At 64.0% G+C, this 16,662-nt stretch carries 16 protein-coding genes; 3 read left to right on the forward strand and 13 right to left on the reverse strand.

All coding sequences use genetic code 11. The annotated features are described in order from the left end of the window. Positions 1-12: 12 nt before the first annotated feature. Together ASD87_RS26955 and ASD87_RS26960 are read left to right on the forward strand one after the other, a co-directional pair. Positions 13-909 carry a hypothetical protein gene (locus tag ASD87_RS26955; protein WP_156403439.1) on the forward strand — a complete coding sequence of 299 codons (897 nt, stop codon included), beginning with the start codon at positions 13-15 and terminating at the stop codon, positions 907-909. A gap of 118 nt (positions 910-1,027) precedes the next feature. Continuing rightward, positions 1,028-1,924: a hypothetical protein gene (locus tag ASD87_RS26960; protein ID WP_156403440.1), complete on the forward strand. Its 897-nt coding sequence runs from the start codon at positions 1,028-1,030 to the stop codon at positions 1,922-1,924. Positions 1,925-2,007: 83 nt separating this feature from the next. Here the strand turns inward: ASD87_RS26960 and ASD87_RS16415 are convergent, their stop codons facing one another. From ASD87_RS16415 to ASD87_RS16475, 13 genes are read right to left on the reverse strand one after another with little or no spacing between them, the layout of a single operon-like run. Then, positions 2,008-3,279 (reverse strand): glycosyltransferase WbuB, encoded by a 1,272-nt coding sequence (locus ASD87_RS16415; protein WP_056324601.1) that lies wholly within the window; start codon positions 3,277-3,279, stop codon positions 2,008-2,010. Next, on the reverse strand, positions 3,276-3,836 hold the full coding sequence (locus ASD87_RS16420) for a putative colanic acid biosynthesis acetyltransferase (protein ID WP_056323682.1): 561 nt from the start codon (positions 3,834-3,836) through the stop codon (positions 3,276-3,278). The genes ASD87_RS16415 and ASD87_RS16420 overlap by 4 nt, the downstream gene beginning before the upstream one ends. Beyond that, entirely contained in the window at positions 3,833-4,720 is an 888-nt protein-coding gene (locus ASD87_RS16425) for a glycosyltransferase family 2 protein (RefSeq protein ID WP_056323685.1), read from the reverse strand. Before ASD87_RS16425 ends, ASD87_RS16420 begins: the two co-directional genes overlap by 4 nt. 13 nt (positions 4,721-4,733) lie before the next feature. Further along, positions 4,734-5,864, reverse strand: coding sequence for a glycosyltransferase (locus ASD87_RS16430; protein WP_056323688.1), 1,131 nt, complete (start codon positions 5,862-5,864; stop codon positions 4,734-4,736). After that, a complete protein-coding gene (locus ASD87_RS16435; protein WP_056323691.1) occupies positions 5,857-7,149 on the reverse strand; it encodes an O-antigen ligase in 1,293 nt (430 codons plus the stop codon). The genes ASD87_RS16430 and ASD87_RS16435 overlap by 8 nt, the downstream gene beginning before the upstream one ends. A gap of 26 nt (positions 7,150-7,175) precedes the next feature. Then, a complete protein-coding gene (locus ASD87_RS16440; protein ID WP_226846353.1) occupies positions 7,176-8,093 on the reverse strand; it encodes a glycosyltransferase family 2 protein in 918 nt (305 codons plus the stop codon). Between the two features lie 5 nt (positions 8,094-8,098). After that, positions 8,099-9,403 (reverse strand): lipopolysaccharide biosynthesis protein, encoded by a 1,305-nt coding sequence (locus ASD87_RS16445; protein WP_235512728.1) that lies wholly within the window; start codon positions 9,401-9,403, stop codon positions 8,099-8,101. Between the two features lie 44 nt (positions 9,404-9,447). Further along, complete coding sequence (locus tag ASD87_RS16450; RefSeq protein WP_056323700.1) at positions 9,448-10,401, reverse strand: GDP-L-fucose synthase; 954 nt, start codon at positions 10,399-10,401, stop codon at positions 9,448-9,450. A 6-nt stretch (positions 10,402-10,407) separates the two neighbouring features. Then, positions 10,408-11,517, reverse strand: coding sequence for a GDP-mannose 4,6-dehydratase (gene gmd, locus ASD87_RS16455; RefSeq protein WP_056323703.1), 1,110 nt, complete (start codon positions 11,515-11,517; stop codon positions 10,408-10,410). Positions 11,518-11,527: 10 nt separating this feature from the next. Beyond that, positions 11,528-11,890: a VanZ family protein gene (locus ASD87_RS16460; RefSeq protein WP_056324604.1), complete on the reverse strand. Its 363-nt coding sequence runs from the start codon at positions 11,888-11,890 to the stop codon at positions 11,528-11,530. Between the two features lie 31 nt (positions 11,891-11,921). Next, positions 11,922-13,352 carry a mannose-1-phosphate guanylyltransferase/mannose-6-phosphate isomerase gene (locus tag ASD87_RS16465; protein ID WP_056323706.1) on the reverse strand — a complete coding sequence of 477 codons (1,431 nt, stop codon included), beginning with the start codon at positions 13,350-13,352 and terminating at the stop codon, positions 11,922-11,924. A gap of 5 nt (positions 13,353-13,357) precedes the next feature. Further along, a complete protein-coding gene (locus ASD87_RS16470) occupies positions 13,358-13,810 on the reverse strand; it encodes a GDP-mannose mannosyl hydrolase (protein WP_056323709.1) in 453 nt (150 codons plus the stop codon). 46 nt (positions 13,811-13,856) lie between these two features. Further along, positions 13,857-15,266, reverse strand: a complete 1,410-nt coding sequence (locus ASD87_RS16475; protein WP_056323712.1) for an undecaprenyl-phosphate glucose phosphotransferase — start codon at positions 15,264-15,266, stop codon at positions 13,857-13,859. Positions 15,267-15,508: 242 nt separating this feature from the next. On the opposite strand from ASD87_RS16475, the gene ASD87_RS16480 reads away from it, so the two are divergent. After that, positions 15,509-16,645 (forward strand): polysaccharide biosynthesis/export family protein, encoded by a 1,137-nt coding sequence (locus ASD87_RS16480; RefSeq protein ID WP_056323715.1) that lies wholly within the window; start codon positions 15,509-15,511, stop codon positions 16,643-16,645. Positions 16,646-16,662 lie beyond the last annotated feature (17 nt).

The following is a 16,662-nucleotide window of genomic DNA, read 5'->3' on the forward strand; positions in this document are numbered from 1 at the left end:
GAAGCCTAAGTAATGCAAGCCACCAAGCAAGCCCGAGAGCCGCGCCCGTCGTTTAGGAAGATCCAGGAAAAGTGGCGGCTGTTTCGCTTCGCGAGTACGTTGTTGCCAGCGCTGCCCGATACGCAGGAACCCGCCGCCATCGTGGCAACACGGTTGAACGACCATTGCGTTGAGGTCGTTTCCAATACGTTGCAAACTGAAGGCGCGGGATTTTTACTTCGACTCATCACCTTCTTTGGACTGCTTTCTTTTTTTTTGGCAGTGTTCGGAGTATTCGGTGGCTGGTCTGCAGGTGTGCTCATACTTTCCCTCGGTCTACCTTGCATGGGGCTTATATGGTTTTTTTTGCCATGCCTTTTGGCGCCACGTTATCGATACCGTTGTTCGAAAGTACGTTTTGACCGCCGCAGCCGTCGCGTCTATTACGTTCCATATCCTGAGGAAAGCTCGGATGCAATATGGGAACTTGAGTGGGATCGGCTTCAGGGCATCAGCTGGTCCACAGGTCAAGCGCAAGCGTATCTTTACCTTGTGGGCTATACCTGCAACCTGCCTGAGTCTCAATTGGTCAAGATACCCATAATGTTTAGTGAGAAAATTTTCGCAAGTCACATATGGGCTTGGCTTCACGGTTTTATGGACAAGGTCGAAGCCTTGCCCGCACCCAAGATTATCGCGTTCCCTCAAAATTCGCGAGATGTGCTTATGCGCTACGGTGGTCGTTGGATCACATGGTCCCTCACCACAAAGAAGGGACGGCTATGGTTGCCTTTGATGATCTGGGTGGATTTGGCGGTTCTGCTGATGTTCATGCCCGTCCTGGCGTTGCCGCAACTGATCGTTCTTATGTATCCGGAGATCCGATTCCCGAAAGAGAGCGATCGACATTGTGGTTTTTCTCCGGATTGAGCATGAATGGCAGGTAAGGGCGACGAATTGCATGCTTTCCCGCGACCGTCAACGCCTGCACAAAACCCGGCCCACGCCATTTCAAGAGTTTCCCCTCCCTCGGCCAGAAGCCTAAGTAATGCAAGCCACCAAGCAAGCCCGAGAGCCGCGCCCGTCGTTTAGGAAGATCCAGGAAAAGTGGCGGCTATTTCGCTTCGCAAGTACGTTATTGCCTTTGGATCCTGCCGCTCACGAAGTACCAGCTATCGAAGCAACGCGTTTAAATGAAAATTGCATCGAAGTGGTTTCCGATACGCTACAAGGGGAACTTGAGGGAGTGGGTCTTCGATTGCTCACTTTATTCGGGCTAGTTGTTTTTTATATTGCATTAATCGCGGGCGTCGACGATGGGTTTGGACTGATTTGGGTGCCTATTCTAGGTCTTCCGATCATAGGGCTTTCGGGGTTTTTCCTTCCGCGCGTCTTGCTGTCGCGATATAAATACCGATCTTCCAAAGTACGTTTTGACCGCCGCTCCCGGCGCGTGTACTACGTCCCTTATCCAGAGGAAAGCTTGGACGCGATATGGGAACTGGATTGGGACCAGTTGCAGGGCATTGATTGGACAACAGGTAGATCGCAACCGTATCTCTACCTTGTTGGTTATACCTGCAACTTGCCGGAGCCTCAGTTAGTGAAGATACCCGTAATGTATAACGGTGAGGTTTGGGCGAGCCATATCTGGGCTTGGCTTCATCGTTTCATGGATAACGTTGAAGACCTACCTCCACCAAAGATCATCACGCTTCCTGAAAGGCCGAGTGATGTGCTGATGCGTTATGGTGGCCGCTGGATCAAATGGTCCCTGACTACAAAGCAGGGACGGCTATGGTTGCCTTTGATGATCTGGGTTGATCTCGCGATTCTGCTGCTATATATGCCGTCCTGGAGCTTGCCGCAGCTGATTGTTCTTCTCTATCCGGAGATTCAATTTCCGGAAGAGAACAATCGATATTGTGGCTTTTCAACGGGCTGAGCAAGACGCGCGGGGCAAGTGCTCTCCATGCCGCCCCGCACCCGCCAACACCTGCGCCAATTCCCTCACACCCCCCCCCCCCTTCAAACATCCCCCTCACTCGCTCGCGTTCCCGCCGGCGTCGCGCGGCCCTTGTTTTTCGCAATTGCCATGAACTCCCGCTCCGCCGCGCCCAGCACCGCATCCACGTGCAGGTGCGCCATCGCATACTGCCGGGCGGCGGCGCCCAGGGTTTCGCGGATCTGTGCGTTGTAGCTGAGCTTGCGTACGGCTTCAGCCATCGCTGCGGCGTCTTCGGGCGGGGTCAGCAGGCCACAGCGCGACACCACGTTGGCGAGCTCGGTGCCGCGCGCCGCGCCGCAGACTACGGGGCGGCCGGTGGCCAGCATGCCCGTCAGCTTGGACGGCATGACCAGGTCAGCCGCGCCGGCGCGTTGCGGCAGCAGGTGGATGTCGGCCGTGCCTAAAAGCGCGCCCAGGCGTTCGGCCGGTTGCAAGTCCAGGAAGATGACGCGTGTCAGGCCGCGGCACTTTTCCTCCAGCGCCGCGCGTTCGGGGCCCTGGCCGCAGAACAGGAACCACAGGCGGTCTTCGCGGTTCAGGCGGCGTGCTACGTCGGCGAGGATCTGCAGGCCCTGCTTGCCGCCCATGTTGCCCGAATACAGCGCGACGATGGCGTTGTCCGGAATGCCGAGCTGCGCGCGATAGTCGCCGCCTTCGGCCAAGGGCGTGATGGCATTGACGTCGATCCAGTTGGGCAGCAGCACGGCGCGGGCCGGGTCGATGCCTTTGGAAAGCGCCAGGTCCAGCATGCGGTTTGAAATCGTGGACACGCGGTCAAACCTGCGCATCAGCCAGCGTTCGGCGCGCTTGACCATCGAGCGCAGGACGCCGCCCTTGAGCAGCCCGAGTTCGAACGCCGCGTCGACTTCGAAGTCCTGGATGTGCAGCCAGGCGCGGGCGCCGGTCAGGCGGGCGGTCAGCCACGCGGCCGGGGCGCAGAAGAGGGCGGGTTCGACGACCAGGATGATGTCCGGCCGCCGCATTGCCGCGCGCAGCAGCGACGGCAGGCTGGACAGCGCGAAGCTGGCCAGATGCACCAGCCGCTTGGCGCCGCCCGGTCTTTCGGGGACCCACAAGGGTGCGCGCCGCACGGTCACGCCCCGGCGCGTTTCCTTGGTGTAGCGTGTGCCGCGGTAGCCGTCGTGGACCCGCCATTGCGGGTAGTAGGGCGGGGCGGTGACCACGTTGACTTCGTGCCCGCGCGCGGCCAGCCACTCGGCCAGTTCGGCGGTGTATTTGCCAGTGCCGGTCAGTTCGGGCGCGTAGTTGATGCCATAGATGAGTATTTTCATGTTGGCGTGGCGGTGCGTGGCCGGATGGGGCGGCACGGGTTGCCGTGGCACACCATCGCGGCGGGCATGTTGCGAAACACCGAGCTGCGCGCGCCGATCACGGCCTCGCGTCCGATGGTCACGCCCGGACCGACGAATACGTCCGTGGCCACCCATGCGCCGTCTTCGACACGCACGGCGCGTTCGCGCAGCGGAAAATCGGGCCGGCCGGCATCGTGATCGGCTGCGCATAGATAACTGCGTTGCGAGACCACGGCGTGCGCGCCGATGTGGATAGGGCCCAGGCTGTAGATCACGGCGTCGTCGCCGATCCAGGCGTAGTCGCCGATTTCCACTTTCCAGGGATAGGTGACCGTGGCCGTGGGCCGGATCAGCACCTTGTGCCCGACGCGCGCGCCGAAGCGGCGCAGCAGCCAGCGGCGAAAGCCGTAGGCTACCTGCGGCGACCAGCGGAACAGGGTGCCCTGCACCATCCACCACAACTGCACGGTCAGCGCCGACCGTCCGCGCTGACCCGGCGCCAGCGCGAATTGGTCCAGGCGTTGCAAGGTGCTCATTTGGCCGCTCCCGCAACGGCGTCGCGCCGCGATGCGGCCTCGCTGGCCTGGCGCGCCTTCAGGATCTCTTCGGTCTTGATGCGGATCTGCCAGTAATACATGGCGCGCGCGACCGCATAGTCGTAGCCGGCCTTTCCATCCAGGAATCCCAGTTTGAAGACATAGGAGTGCAGGAACGAGATCGGCGCCTTGAATGGCATGGCCTGGAAGATGCGCTTGAGCAAGGCCCGGCCGCCGACGTTGGCCTCTCGCGGATCGTTCATCAGGCCCTTGGTGCGCAGGTTCGCTTCCCAGTCCGAATAGCGGTTGTGCTTGTCGAAGTAGTGATACAGCGAGTCGTGGTCGTTGTGCACCATGCGCTGTCGCAGCGCAAAGGTCTCGCCCTGGACCTGCGGCTGGTAGTGACCCTCGACCTCCCACATGTTGGCGACGTCCAGGTCGTCGTAGTCCAGAAAGCGCGAGCGGTCGCGCGCCAGGAGCGCCAGCTTGTAGACGCGATGGCCATGTTCCAGCTTCTTGCCGCAGAACACGTAGTCGAAGGGCACGAAAGCGCCGCCAGCTCCCGCGGCAAAGCGCGGCAGGACCTCGCGGATCTCGGCGGCCAGGCCCGGCGTCATTTCTTCGTCGGCGTCCACGTACAGCACGACGGGGTGCGTGAAGGGAAGCTGCTCCAGGCACCACTGCTTTTTCTTCGGATACTTGCCGTCCCACTGGAAATTCGAAACGCGCGCGCCCATCGCCGTGGCGATCGAGCAGGTCGCGTCGGTGCTGTTGGAGTCCACGACGAAGACTTCGTCGAACTCCACCAGCGCCTTCAGGCACTTCGCGATGTTGCGTTCCTCGTTCTTGGTCATCACCACGACGGATACCGGTATCTTCTGCATGATGCTGTCCTGTTCAGGGCGTTCCGCGCTGCATGAGCGGGCGGAAGAGATCGATGACGTTGCGGCAGTGCCGCTCGAGGGAAAAGGCGTCCGCGCGCTCGGGGCCCTGGGCCGCAAGCTTCTCGCGCATCTCGCCGTCGTAGGCCAGTCGACGCACCGCCTCGGCCAGCGCCTCGGCGTCGCCTACCGGCACCAGCAGCCCGTACCGGCCGGCGTCCAGGATCTCGGCGGGGCCGTGCGGGCAGTCGGTGGAGATGACGGGCACGCCCAGGCACAGGGCCTCGACCAGCACGTTGCCGAAGCTTTCGCGCACGGAGGTGAGCGCGAAGGCGCCGGCGCCGGCAATGACCGGAAACGGATTGTCGATGTGGCCGGCCAGCGTGACCTGCGTGCGGGACGGCCGGTCGTCGATGCGCTTTTGCAGGGCGGCGTGCTCGGAGCCTTCGCCCAGGATCGTGAACGCAATGCCCGGATCGTCGAGCAGCGCGGCCGCGTCGATCAGCGTGGCGTAGTCCTTGACGGCTTCGAGCCGGCCCACGGCCACCACGTGATAGGGCGAGTCGCCGCCATCGGCCGTCTTCGGCTGGGCGCCCTGGCGCCGCACGTTATCCAGCGGCACGCCGTTATAGATGGTGTGCACCTTGCCGCGCAGCGGCGGAAACATGCTGACCAGGTCTTCCTTGACGCCGCGCGACACCCCGACCACCGCGTCGTGCCGCCGGTAGGTCTGGCTGACCAGCCAGCACTTCAGGCGGCGCATCTTGGAGGCGCCGTAGTGGATGGCCGGGCTGCTGTGTTCGAAGGCCACCGTGCGGAAGTTGCCGCGCAGGATCTTTCTGGCCAGCACGACCAGCATGTTGCACAGAAGGCCGTGCGAGCAGACGATGGCGGGCTTTTCGCGGCGTATGTGCTGCAGCAGCTTGAAGAACGCCACGGGCAGGGCCAGCCGCAGCTTGGTGGGAGACTCGATGATCGGAAATGCGCGGGTGACCTTGGGGTTGGCGATGGGATACTCGCGGTTGCGCGAGCGCAGCAGGAACAGGGCGGAGTCCACCCCCTGTTCCGGCAACGCATCCACAATGAAGGCGACGCATCTTCCGACGCCGCCATGCAAGTCCGGTGCGACAAACAAGACATCAGACATGGGGTATTACTCGCGTGGGTGGCGCCCGGCGCACGATGTCCGGGCGAGGGCTGGGAGCGGGAGATTCTTGGCGAGGCACGGGCATGATCTGGGCATTTCGCATCAGCGAAAGGCAGTAACACAGCAGAAAGCCGGTAAACGCGGTCTTGGGCGCATAGGCCAGGCCGCCGGACATCGAGTCGATGAAGATGTAGATGGGCGCGGTGGCGAGCAGGTATCGCCGGTGCATCTCCAGCCCGGGATGGGCGTAGCGCCGAAAGAGCGAGAACAGCAGGATGAGCAGCGGCGGCAGCATGATCATGATCGTGCCGACAACGCCGAACTTCATCAGATAGAACGCCCAGGAGTTGTGCGCGAACGTGCTGAGTTCAAAGCCGTTCTCGCCCATCACCCAGCTGCGAAAGCCCGCACCCTTGCCAAAGACGGGGCTTTCGGCAAAGAACTGCATCTGGCCTTCCATTTCCTGCACCCGCGCGCCGTAGCTGGAGTCTTCGTCCAGGCGTTCGACGCTGAAGATGCGTTGGGTCAGCACGTCCAGGTAGCCGATGCTGGCAAAGATCAGCACGCCGGCCACGGCGGCAGGCGCGAAGATCATGATGGCGCGGCGGCGGATGTCGGCATTGCCGGCCAGCAGCACGGCGATGACCACGGAAATGGCAAGCTGCAGGTATTGGCTGCGGTTCAGCGAGAACACCAGCGCCATCACCATGTACAGCGTCAGCGCGTAGGCCTTGGGGCCCGACACGTTCAGCGTCCGGCGAAAGTACAGCAGCGAGACCACGCCCATCGGAATCGCCCAGACGCCCAGGCGCACGTTGCGCAGCGGGTTGGCGACGCTGAAGCCGGTCGCCTGTTCCAGCAGCATCAGCGTGGCGACCGCCAGGCAGGCCGCCACGATGTACTTCTGCAGGATGGCATAGGCGTGGGGACTGTCGATGTCCTTGTAGCAAAGGAACGGCGTGCACAGGAAGTAGAAGACGATGCGCAGATCGCGCGCCACGTCGCCGGTCTCGATCCCGGGATGGTGGGCCGAGACCACCAGCAGATAGATCACCGAAATGGCCTGGATGCCGAGCAACACGCCCAGCGGGCCGCGTGGCAGCGCGTAGGCGCCCGGGTGGGCCAGGCGCAGCGCCTTGACGCCCAGCATGGCCACGAACAGCAGATCGAAGGGCGACAGCTTGAAGCTGCCCACCCCCACGATGAACCTGTCGTCGTTCAGCGCCAGCGCGGTGAAGACGAACAGGCCCAGGAGATGCAGGGTGGAAAGGCGGCGCGTGGTCATTGCGGTTCCGTATCAGTGAGGGCCGACTAGTGCGCGGCCCAGTCGTCCCGGCCGAAGATCTTGGTGGTCAGCTTTTCCAGCAGGTAGGTCAGGTCGCCCTGCCTGGCATGCGCGGCCACCTTCGAGGCGCGGCACGACAGTTCGAACAGCTTTCCCAACCCTGGCTCGGTCCGGCGGATGCGGCTGACGATCTGTTCGCGCTCTTCCAGCAGCACGTCCTGCATCAGGGCGGTCTTGGTCTCGTCGTGGGCGGTGTACACGCCCAGCGCGTCGGGAACGATCAGGTTCTTGCCCTCGCGCAGCAGCCGGCTCCACAGTTCGAGGTCCATGCAGTACCGCATGCTTTCCTGCAGCAGGCCGTACTTGCGCAGCAGGTCACGGCGGAAGATGGCGGACTGGTTCGGGATGGAGGCCTTGACCACCGTCAGCGTGCCGCGGTTGACGGGCGTGTAGTGGATCTTGCGGAAGATGCGGTTGTCTGCATCCGCCACGAAGAGGTTGCCGCTGACGATCGGCGCGCGGCCCTTGGCCGCGGCGGCGCCCAGTTTGCGCAGCGCGCCCGGGAAATACAGGTCGTCCGAGTTCTGCCAGCCTACGTAGTCGCCCGTGGCGCGTTCGAACCCCTTGTTGATCGCATGCGACTGGCCCCGGTCGGGGGTGCTTTCCCAATAGGACAGATAGCGCTCGTACTTCTTGATGATGTCCACGCTGCCGTCGGTGGAGCCGCCATCGATGATGATGTATTCCAGCCGCGGATACCCCTGGTTCAGCACGGACAGGATGGTGCGCTCCAGGAACTTGGCCTGGTTGAACGAGGGCGTCACGATCGTCACCTTGGGCAGCAGCCCGCTGGCGATGGGCGCCGGCGGACGAAGCTCGCGGACGAAGTCGATGAGCTGGCGTGAATACTCGTTATGGCGCTTGCGCATGTAGGACCTCAGCATGTTGGTTATCGGGTGGCCGCAGGCATGGCGCCCGGAAAGTCGGGGCGGGATTGACGGATGGCGAGGGCCACGCCGGCCAGCGTGATCGCCGCGTAGGCCATGCGGCCCCAGGCTGCGGCGTGTTCCCCCGCCACGTGAACCAGTCCCGCCATGACGCACAGCATTGCCAGGCCGCCCAGTCCGTTCAGGATTGCGACAGCGCGGGAATTGCCGAGCCCCAGGAGGGAGAAGTGCGCCGCGGCGTTCAGGGACAAGAGGCCCGATGCCACGATCAGCAACTGGAAGGTGCCCAGATGGCCGCTGGCGACGTTCTCGCCCAGCAGCACGTTCAGAAGCGGCTTGCTGACCGCCAGCACGGCCAGCGTGGCGCTGGCGGATAGCGCCAGGTTCCACAGCATCATGCGGCGGATTTCGCGTTCCGCGGCGCCGGGGTAGGGCGGCGAGACGGACAGGCGCGTCACGCGCGGCATCGCCTTCTGGAAGATGGCGACGGACGCCGTATGGATGATCTGGCCGACCTGCACGCCGACGGTGTAGATCGCCAGCGCCGCCGGTCCCATCAGGCTGCCGACCAGCACCCGGTCGACCGAGCCGAAAGCCAGCGCGCTCAGGCTGTTCAGCCACGACCAGCGCGAGAAGCGGAAGGCGGCCATCATGGCGCCGCGGTCGCGCACGGGCCGCACGATGAATCGGTCATAGGCGCGCGAGAACACCCGCATCTTCACGCTGCCCGCGATGAGCAGGCCCAGCGCCTGCGCCAGGCCGGTCCAGGTGGGCGAGGCGGTGTACCAGGCGGCCGCGCACGCCAGCGCCATCGTGCCGGTGCGGCTGAAGACCTCGCACAGCGCGGTGGCGCGAAAGTCCTCGCGTCCCTTCAGGCAGCCGGAAAAGAGCTGGTCATACTGCTGCGTGAGGTAGATGGCCAGGGCGGGCATGGCCAGCATCGTGACGGCCACGCCGCCAAACGTGGCGTCCGGCCAGCCCAGCCCCACCACGCCCCACAGCAGCACGGCGGCCAGGGTGACGACGGCCAGCGCACAGCCGATCAGCGACATGCTGACGCCGGCCGCGCGATAGGCGCCGCCGGGCTCGTGCACGCTCTCGGAGACGAGCTTGGTCGCGGTCACCGCCGCGCCCAGGTTCGCCGCGTTGCCGAACCCGGCCAGCGCGATGATCATGGAATATTGGCCGAAGCCGACCGTGCCGAGCTGGCGAAAGAGGATCGGCAGCGCCACCAGCGCCGCGACGGGACCGATGCCGTATTCCACCAGCCCCCAGAAGGAAGCATTGCCGGCGATGTGTTTCTTCACGAATCCAAGCATCGGTAACCCTGTCTGTCATGCTGGCGCGGCCGTCAGGCGACCGGCAGCGCCTGTTGCGTGCGCTCGCGCAGGAAATGGCCATAGGCCAGCGTGATGCCGTGCGTCAGGGAGATCTCCGGCCGCCAGCCCAGCGCCTGCACGCGCGACGAGTCCATCAGCTTGCGCGGCGTGCCGTCGGGCTTGGAGGTGTCGTAGACGATCTTGCCCTCGTAGCCGATCACGCGCGCCACCAGCCGCGCCAGGTCCGCAATGGAGATGTCCTGGCCGGCGCCGATGTTGTAGATGCCCTCGGCGTCCGGATGCTCCATCAGCATGACGCTGGCCTGCGCCAGGTCGTCGACATACAGAAACTCGCGCAGCGGCGCCCCGGTGCCCCAGATCGTCACGCTTTCCGCGCCGGCCTCGCGGCCCTCGTGGAATTTGCGGATCAGGGCAGGCAGCACGTGGCTGCTGTGCAAGTCGTAGTTGTCGTGCGGGCCGTACAGGTTGGTCGGCATGGCGCAGATGAAGCGCGCGCCGAACTCGCGCTGGTAGGCCTCGCACAGCTTCAGGCCGGCGATCTTGGCGATGGCGTAGGGCTCGTTGGTGGATTCGAGCGGACCGGTCAGCAGCGCGTCCTCGCGGATGGGCTGCGGCGCCTCGCGCGGATAGATGCATGACGAACCCAGGAACAGCAGCTTGCGCACCCCGGCCGCATACGCGGCGCGGATCACGTTGCACTGGATCATCAGGTTCTTGTACAGAAAGTCCACCGGATGCGTCTGGTTGGCCAGGATGCCGCCCACCTTGGCGGCGGCCAGGTACACCACATCGACCGGCGTGGTCGAAAAGAAGCGGTGCACCTGGTTCTGGTTTTCCAGGTCCAGTTCGGCGCGGCTGCGGGTCAGCACGTTCTCGTAGCCGCGCCGGTGCAGTTCGCGGGTGATCGCCGCGCCCACCATCCCGCGGTGGCCGGCGACGAACACGCGTTGGTCCAGGTTCGTCATGGCGGGCTACTCCTTGTACGCGTAGATTTCGTAGCCGTTCTGTTCGACCAGCGCATCGCGCCGCGCTTCCTTCAGGTCGCTCTCGACCATTTCCTTGACGAGCTGCGCGAACGAGGTGCGGGGCGTCCAGCCGAGCTTCTCGCGGGCCTTGGTGGGATCGCCCAGCAGGGTTTCGACCTCGGTCGGACGGAAGTAGCGCGGATCGACGCGCACGATCACCTGGCCCGCCTTGACGTCGTGCACCGGCGAGAACAGCACGGTCGCCGTCTCTTCCAGGCCTTCGCCTTCCCACGCCAGCAGGATGCCCAGCTCGCGCGCCGCGGTGTTGATGAACTCGCGCACGCTGTATTGCATGCCGGTCGCGATGACGTAGTCCTCGGGCGTGTCCTGCTGCAGCATCAGCCACTGCATTTCGACGTAGTCGCGGGCGTGGCCCCAGTCGCGCAGCGCGGACAGGTTGCCCAGGTACAGGCATTCCTGCAGCCCCAGCACGATGCGCGCCAGGCCGCGGGTGATCTTGCGGGTCACAAACGTTTCGCCGCGCTTGGGCGATTCGTGGTTGAACAGGATGCCGTTGCAGGCGTACATGCCATACGCTTCCCGGTAGTTGACGCTGATCCAGTAGGCGTACAGCTTGGCGGCGGCGTAGGGGCTGCGCGGATAGAAGGGGGTGGTTTCCTTCTGCGGCGTTTCCTGCACCAGGCCGTAGAGCTCGGACGTGGACGCCTGGTAGAAGCGCGTCTTGTTTTCCAGCTTCAGGATGCGGATCGCTTCCAGGAGGCGCAGGGTGCCCAGGCCGTCGGCGTTGGCCGTGTATTCCGGTTCCTCGAACGAGACGCCCACGTGGCTTTGCGCGGCCAGGTTGTAGATCTCGTCGGGCTGCACCGACTGGACGATGCGGATGAGGCTGCACGAATCCGTCATGTCGCCGTGGTGCAGCACGAAATTACGGGGCTGGTCGTGCGGATCCTGGTACAGGTGGTCGATCCGCGCGGTATTGAACAGCGAAGCGCGCCGCTTTATGCCGTGGACCTCATAGCCCTTGGCCAGCAGAAGCTCCGCCAGATAGGCCCCGTCTTGGCCAGTTACGCCGGTAATCAGTGCCCGTTTTGGCATGGTTGTGTCCTTAAGACTTAGTGACTGCACGAAAGGAGCCGATGGCTGCGTTACCAATGTGCAAAGAGATTACTGTTGCACCAGCCGCTGAGATATCGGCCAAAAGGTCTAAGAGATCCGCCTGCCGGTAGGGAAAAAAGGATTGGATTGATTCATCCAGCGCGCCCAACGCGGTAACCGCCAGCATCGCCACGAGCGCGGGACGCCGGTTCACCGACAGGTAGATCAGCGCGGTCAGGCAGGCGTAGGCGGCCAGGTGCAGCCGCTTGTCGCCAAAGGCATCGGACATGTCCGCCGCCAGCCCAGGCAGGTTGCCCACCGTGACCAGCACGATGAAAAAGAGGGCCGCCGCGGGCAGGCAAATCCTTGCCACGCCCGGGCGCCAGAAGGGAACTGAAACCTGCTCAGACACGACCGTACATATCCTGGAATCGCACGATGTCGTCTTCGCCCAGGTAAGCGCCCGATTGCACCTCGATGATCTCCAGCGGAATCTTCCCGGGGTTCTCCAGGCTGTGGATCTCGCCCAGCGGGATGTAGGTCGACTGGTTCTCGGTCAGCAGGTACTGCTTGTCGCCGTTGTAGATGCGGGCGGTTCCGGACACCACGATCCAGTGCTCGGCACGGTGATGGTGCATCTGCGACGACAGGCGCGCGCCGGGTTTCACGGTGATGCGCTTGACCTGGTAGCGCGGCCCCTGGCCAACGGAGTCGTACGACCCCCAGGGCCGCTGGACCTCGCGGTGGTGGTTGAGCTCGCTGCGGTGCTGCGCCTTGAACACCTCGACCAGGCGCTTGACGTCCTGCGAGCGCGACTTGTGCGCGACCAGGACCGCGTCGGCCGTCTCGATGACGACGATGTCGTCCAGGCCCACCGAGGCGACCAGCCGGCTGGTCGAATGGATGAGGCAGTTGCGCGAATCCTCCACCATGACGTCGCCCGTGGTGGAGTTGCCTTCCACCGACTTCTGGGCGATGCCCCAGACGGCGTCCCACGCGCCCACGTCGCTCCACGAGGCCGCCAGCGGGATGACCACCGCGCTGTCGGTGCGCTCCATGATGGCGTAGTCCATCGAATCGCTGGGGCAGGCCTCGAACGCCGGGCCGTCCAGGTGAAAGAGCCCGTTGTCGCCATGTCCGGTGAGCACGGCGGCCTCGGCCTGCTCCAGGATCTTGGGCGCCAGCCGCCCCAGTTCGGCCAGGAAGACCGAAGCCTGGAAGGCGAACATGCCGCTGTTCCAGTAATAGCCGCCGTCGTCGATGAACCGCTGGGCGACCTCGGGCGACGGTTTCTCCACGAACCGGCGCACGCGGCGCGCGGGCGCCATGGCGCCGGGCTCGTCGGCCTGGATGTAGCCGTATCCGCTGAGCGGCGCGGTGGGCTTGATGCCGAATGTCACCAACGCGCCCTGACGGGCGGCGTCGTACGCCTGGGCGAAGGCCGCGCTCAGCACTTCGCCATCCTCCAGCACGTGGTCCGACGGCATGATGAGCATGATCGGGTCCTCGCCATCCTGCATCGCCCTCAGCGTGGCGGCGGCGATGGCCGGCGCGGTGTTGCGCGCGAACGGCTCCAGGATGACCTCGGCGTCCTTGATGCCCAGCTCCTCGGCCTGTTCCGCCGCAATGTAGCGGTGCGCCTCGTTGCAGACCAGGATGGGACGGGCCTGCGCGCCGGCCGAGTCCAGCCGCCGCAGGGTGTTCTGCAACAGGCTGCGGTCATCGGTCAAACGGATGAACTGCTTCGGCAGCAGCTCGCGCGACAGCGGCCACAGGCGCGAGCCTGAACCGCCGCAAAGAATCACAGCCCGGTACGGGGGACGGGGGTTGGTCATGGCTCTCACTCCTTGAAGTAGGCCTGGGTGTACGGATGCACGCCGGGATCGGCGGCGATCACTTCCCCGGGCAGCCAGCGGTAGCCGCTGTGCTGCGCCAAGGGAAGGCTTGCGGTATCCAGAGAAAGCTCGGCCTCGTAGGCGAGGACGACGTAGTGGGTGGAGCGTCCCGCCTCACCCGCGAAATTCGTGCCATAGAAGTGCTCGTACACGCCGCGCGGCGTCCAGGCGAGATCGGGCAGCGAGAGGCCCAGCTCGTCCTGGACGATGCGGCGCAGCGCGCGCTGCAGGGATTCGTTCTTGCGGATCCGGCCGCCGGGCACGAACCACGCGCCCTGCGCGGGCGGATTGGCGCGCAGCCCGGTCAGGTAGTTGCCGGCGCCGTCGCGCAGCAGCAGGTCGATCGACACCAGCGGCAGCATCTCCACCGCCTGGCGGAAGTCCGCGCGGGCCAGCACTCCACCCCGCGGCGCAGGCGCTTCGCGCACAGGCCATCCCAACGGTTTAGTAGACATTGCGGCCCGTCCAACCCGATACCGCCGTGCGCGCGATGATCAGCAGATCCATCCGGAACGTCCAATGCTGGATGTAGTAGATGTCGTGTTCGACGCGGTCGCTCATCTTGCGCAGCGTGTCGGTCTGCCCGCGAAAGCCGTTGACCTGCGCCCAGCCGGTGATGCCCGGCTTGACGCGATGGCGCATCATGTAGCGCTGCACCAGGTCCTTGTACATTTCGTTGTGCTCCAGCGCATGCGGGCGCGGGCCCACCACCGACATGTCGCCCATCAGCACGTTCAGGAACTGCGGCAGCTCGTCCAGGCTGGTGCGGCGCAGGAAACCGCCGATGCGCGTGACGCGGCTGTCGTTGCGCGTGGCTTGCGTGACCACGCCCTGTTCCTGGTGCACGGTCATGGTGCGGAACTTGTAGACGTGGAACACCTTGCCGTCCACGCCCAGACGCGGCTGCGTGAAAAAGACCGGGCCGCGCGAGGTCAGCTTGATCAGCAAGGCCACGGTCAGCATTACGGGCGCCAGGCCAATCAGCGCGCACAGCGCAAAGCTGCGGTCGAAGGCTTCCTTGGCCCAGCCGCGCACGCCTGCGGCCGGCAGACTGTTCAACTGGATGGCGGGCAGCCCCAGGAATTCGCCGATGCGATGGCCCAGCAGCTGAATGGACATGACATCGGGAATCCAGCGGATGTCCACCAGGTCGTTGCGCAGGTGATAGAGCACCTCGCGCAGCTCCTGGCCGGCTTCCATCGGCAGCACGATCCAGATTTCGCGCACGTTGTTTTCGCGCACGAAGGTGGTCAGGTTGTCCAGATCATGCAGACGGCGGACCTGCGGCGGCAGGATCTCATGCGGTTCGGCGTAGATCCCCGATATCTGGTAGCCGGCCTCGCGGTACTTTTCCACGCGGCGCCACATGTCGTGCCCCAGCGCGCCAAAGCCCACCAGCAGCACGCGCTTCTTGTCCATGCCGCGATCGCGCGCCGCGCCCAGCGCCGCATACACGGCGATGCGCACGCCGGCCAGCGCCAGCGCCGTCATGCCGAACCAGGTTGCAGCCCATAAGCGGGATATCGCGCCGGTCTGGTGCATGAGAAAACTGACGAAGATGCCCAACGCGAACACGGTGGCCCACGCAGCCAGGCTGCGCACCACCAGATCGGTCAGGAGGCGTCCGCGCCACGACACATACAGGCGGAAGGCCGGGAAGATCGCGATCGCACCCAGGCCGCAAAGGTAGATCAGGAACAGATGAATCTGCGGAGGATCCGTCAAGGCCTCTTCCGAGAATTTCAAACCGGTGGCAGTCAGGCCGCAGGTGATGACGATCGCGGCGTCGAGCAAGCGATACAGATAGCTTGCTCCGCTGAACCTTGCCGACGTGTCCGTTTGGGACGGGTCCATCGCGCACTCCTGTTCGGGGGGAAGCACCCTGCGGCAAGCAACGACTGTGCAGTGCCGCAAAGCATGTGGCTACCGACAAAATCTTATTGAGAGCGCAACTCACCCGAAACCTCCAAACGATGTAGGAGAAGGCTTAGGGCATCCGTCGAATGTGCGGGACTAGGAAAAGCGTGTGGAATGTCGCAACCCGTTACGCATCGGGCTCCTTTCCAAGCAACGAAGTCATTCACAGTGGATTCGCCATGACTACAATTTTCGGAACGTTGAGCCGAGCCATAGCCGCTATCGCGCTCGTGTCCTCGCTGAGCGCTTGCGCCTTGTCTCCCGGCATGACGTTCAGCGCCAATCAACTCGCGGATCCGCTGGACCCGAACTCCAAGGCTGTCATCAAGGAAATCACGCCGTCGCTGGTGCTCGATGAGCAGCGCGCGCGTGAAGCGCTGCTCGACAACGAAGGCATTGGCCACCTGGTCGGCAAGCCTGGTCCCTACCTCATCGGGCCTGGAGACATCCTGTCGATCGTCGTGTGGGATCACCCCGAGCTCGTGCTTCCGACGCAAACCTACGCCATCGGATCGGGGGCAACGGAATTAGCCATCGGGGATACCGCCTCGGGCATTCCGGGCTATACGGTCTCATCCACTGGATATATCCAGTTTCCGTATACGGGACTGCTGAAAGTGGCGGGGTTGACTGAACTTCAGGCGCGCAATCTCATAGTCAACAGTTCTAGCAAGTACATACAGGACCCGCAGATCACCGTACGCGTTCTGGGATTTCGCAGCAAGCGCATCTTCGTCGATGGCGAGGTAACGACGCCGGGTACGGTTGCGATCAACGATGTTCCCATGACCCTGTTGGAAGCGCTCAACAGGGCCGGAGGCATTCTGCCTACCGGCGATCGCAGTGCGGTCTATGTGATCCGCGATGGCCGTCGTACTCGCGTGAACCTTCCCGCGCTGATCGAGCGCGGCCAGGATCTGAACCAGGTCATGCTCAAGGCAGGGGACATCGTGAGAGTCACGCCGCGCGACGACAGCAAGGTGTTCGTGATGGGCGAAGTCTTCCTGCCCGGCGCCTCGGTCATGCGCGATGGCCGCATGTCGCTGACCGAAGCACTGGGCCTGGCGGGCGGGCCGAACCAGCTCACGGCCGACCCTTCGCAAATTTTCGTCGTGCGCGCCACGGAGGAGGCAAAGCCTTTGGTCTACCACTTGAACGCCGCATCGCCGCAAGCCCTTGCGGTAGGCGCGAAGTTTGAATTGCAACCCAAAGACGTCGTGTTCGTGGATACGGCCAGCCTGGTGCGGTGGAACCGCTTCATCAGCAACCTGTTCCCGAGCGCGCAAACCGTACAGACCGTCAAGTCCATCGATTAGTCCGCCTGAAAAACCCG

This window comes from Achromobacter sp. Root170 (genome assembly GCF_001428165.1).
Lineage (GTDB): Bacteria > Pseudomonadota > Gammaproteobacteria > Burkholderiales > Burkholderiaceae_B > Achromobacter > Achromobacter mucicolens.

Coding starts and splice junctions, on each gene's coding strand:
- ASD87_RS26955 (WP_156403439.1), top strand. CDS start 13: ATGCAAGCCACCAAGCAAGCCCGAGAGCCGCGCCCGTCGTTTAGGAAG.
- ASD87_RS26960 (WP_156403440.1), top strand. CDS start 1,028: ATGCAAGCCACCAAGCAAGCCCGAGAGCCGCGCCCGTCGTTTAGGAAG.
- ASD87_RS16415 (WP_056324601.1), bottom strand. CDS start 3,279: ATGAAAATACTCATCTATGGCATCAACTACGCGCCCGAACTGACCGGC.
- ASD87_RS16420 (WP_056323682.1), bottom strand. CDS start 3,836: ATGAGCACCTTGCAACGCCTGGACCAATTCGCGCTGGCGCCGGGTCAG.
- ASD87_RS16425 (WP_056323685.1), bottom strand. CDS start 4,720: ATGCAGAAGATACCGGTATCCGTCGTGGTGATGACCAAGAACGAGGAA.
- ASD87_RS16430 (WP_056323688.1), bottom strand. CDS start 5,864: ATGTCTGATGTCTTGTTTGTCGCACCGGACTTGCATGGCGGCGTCGGA.
- ASD87_RS16435 (WP_056323691.1), bottom strand. CDS start 7,149: ATGACCACGCGCCGCCTTTCCACCCTGCATCTCCTGGGCCTGTTCGTC.
- ASD87_RS16440 (WP_226846353.1), bottom strand. CDS start 8,093: ATGCTGAGGTCCTACATGCGCAAGCGCCATAACGAGTATTCACGCCAG.
- ASD87_RS16450 (WP_056323700.1), bottom strand. CDS start 10,401: ATGACGAACCTGGACCAACGCGTGTTCGTCGCCGGCCACCGCGGGATG.
- gmd (WP_056323703.1), bottom strand. CDS start 11,517: ATGCCAAAACGGGCACTGATTACCGGCGTAACTGGCCAAGACGGGGCC.
- ASD87_RS16465 (WP_056323706.1), bottom strand. CDS start 13,352: ATGACCAACCCCCGTCCCCCGTACCGGGCTGTGATTCTTTGCGGCGGT.
- ASD87_RS16475 (WP_056323712.1), bottom strand. CDS start 15,266: ATGGACCCGTCCCAAACGGACACGTCGGCAAGGTTCAGCGGAGCAAGC.
- ASD87_RS16480 (WP_056323715.1), top strand. CDS start 15,509: ATGACTACAATTTTCGGAACGTTGAGCCGAGCCATAGCCGCTATCGCG.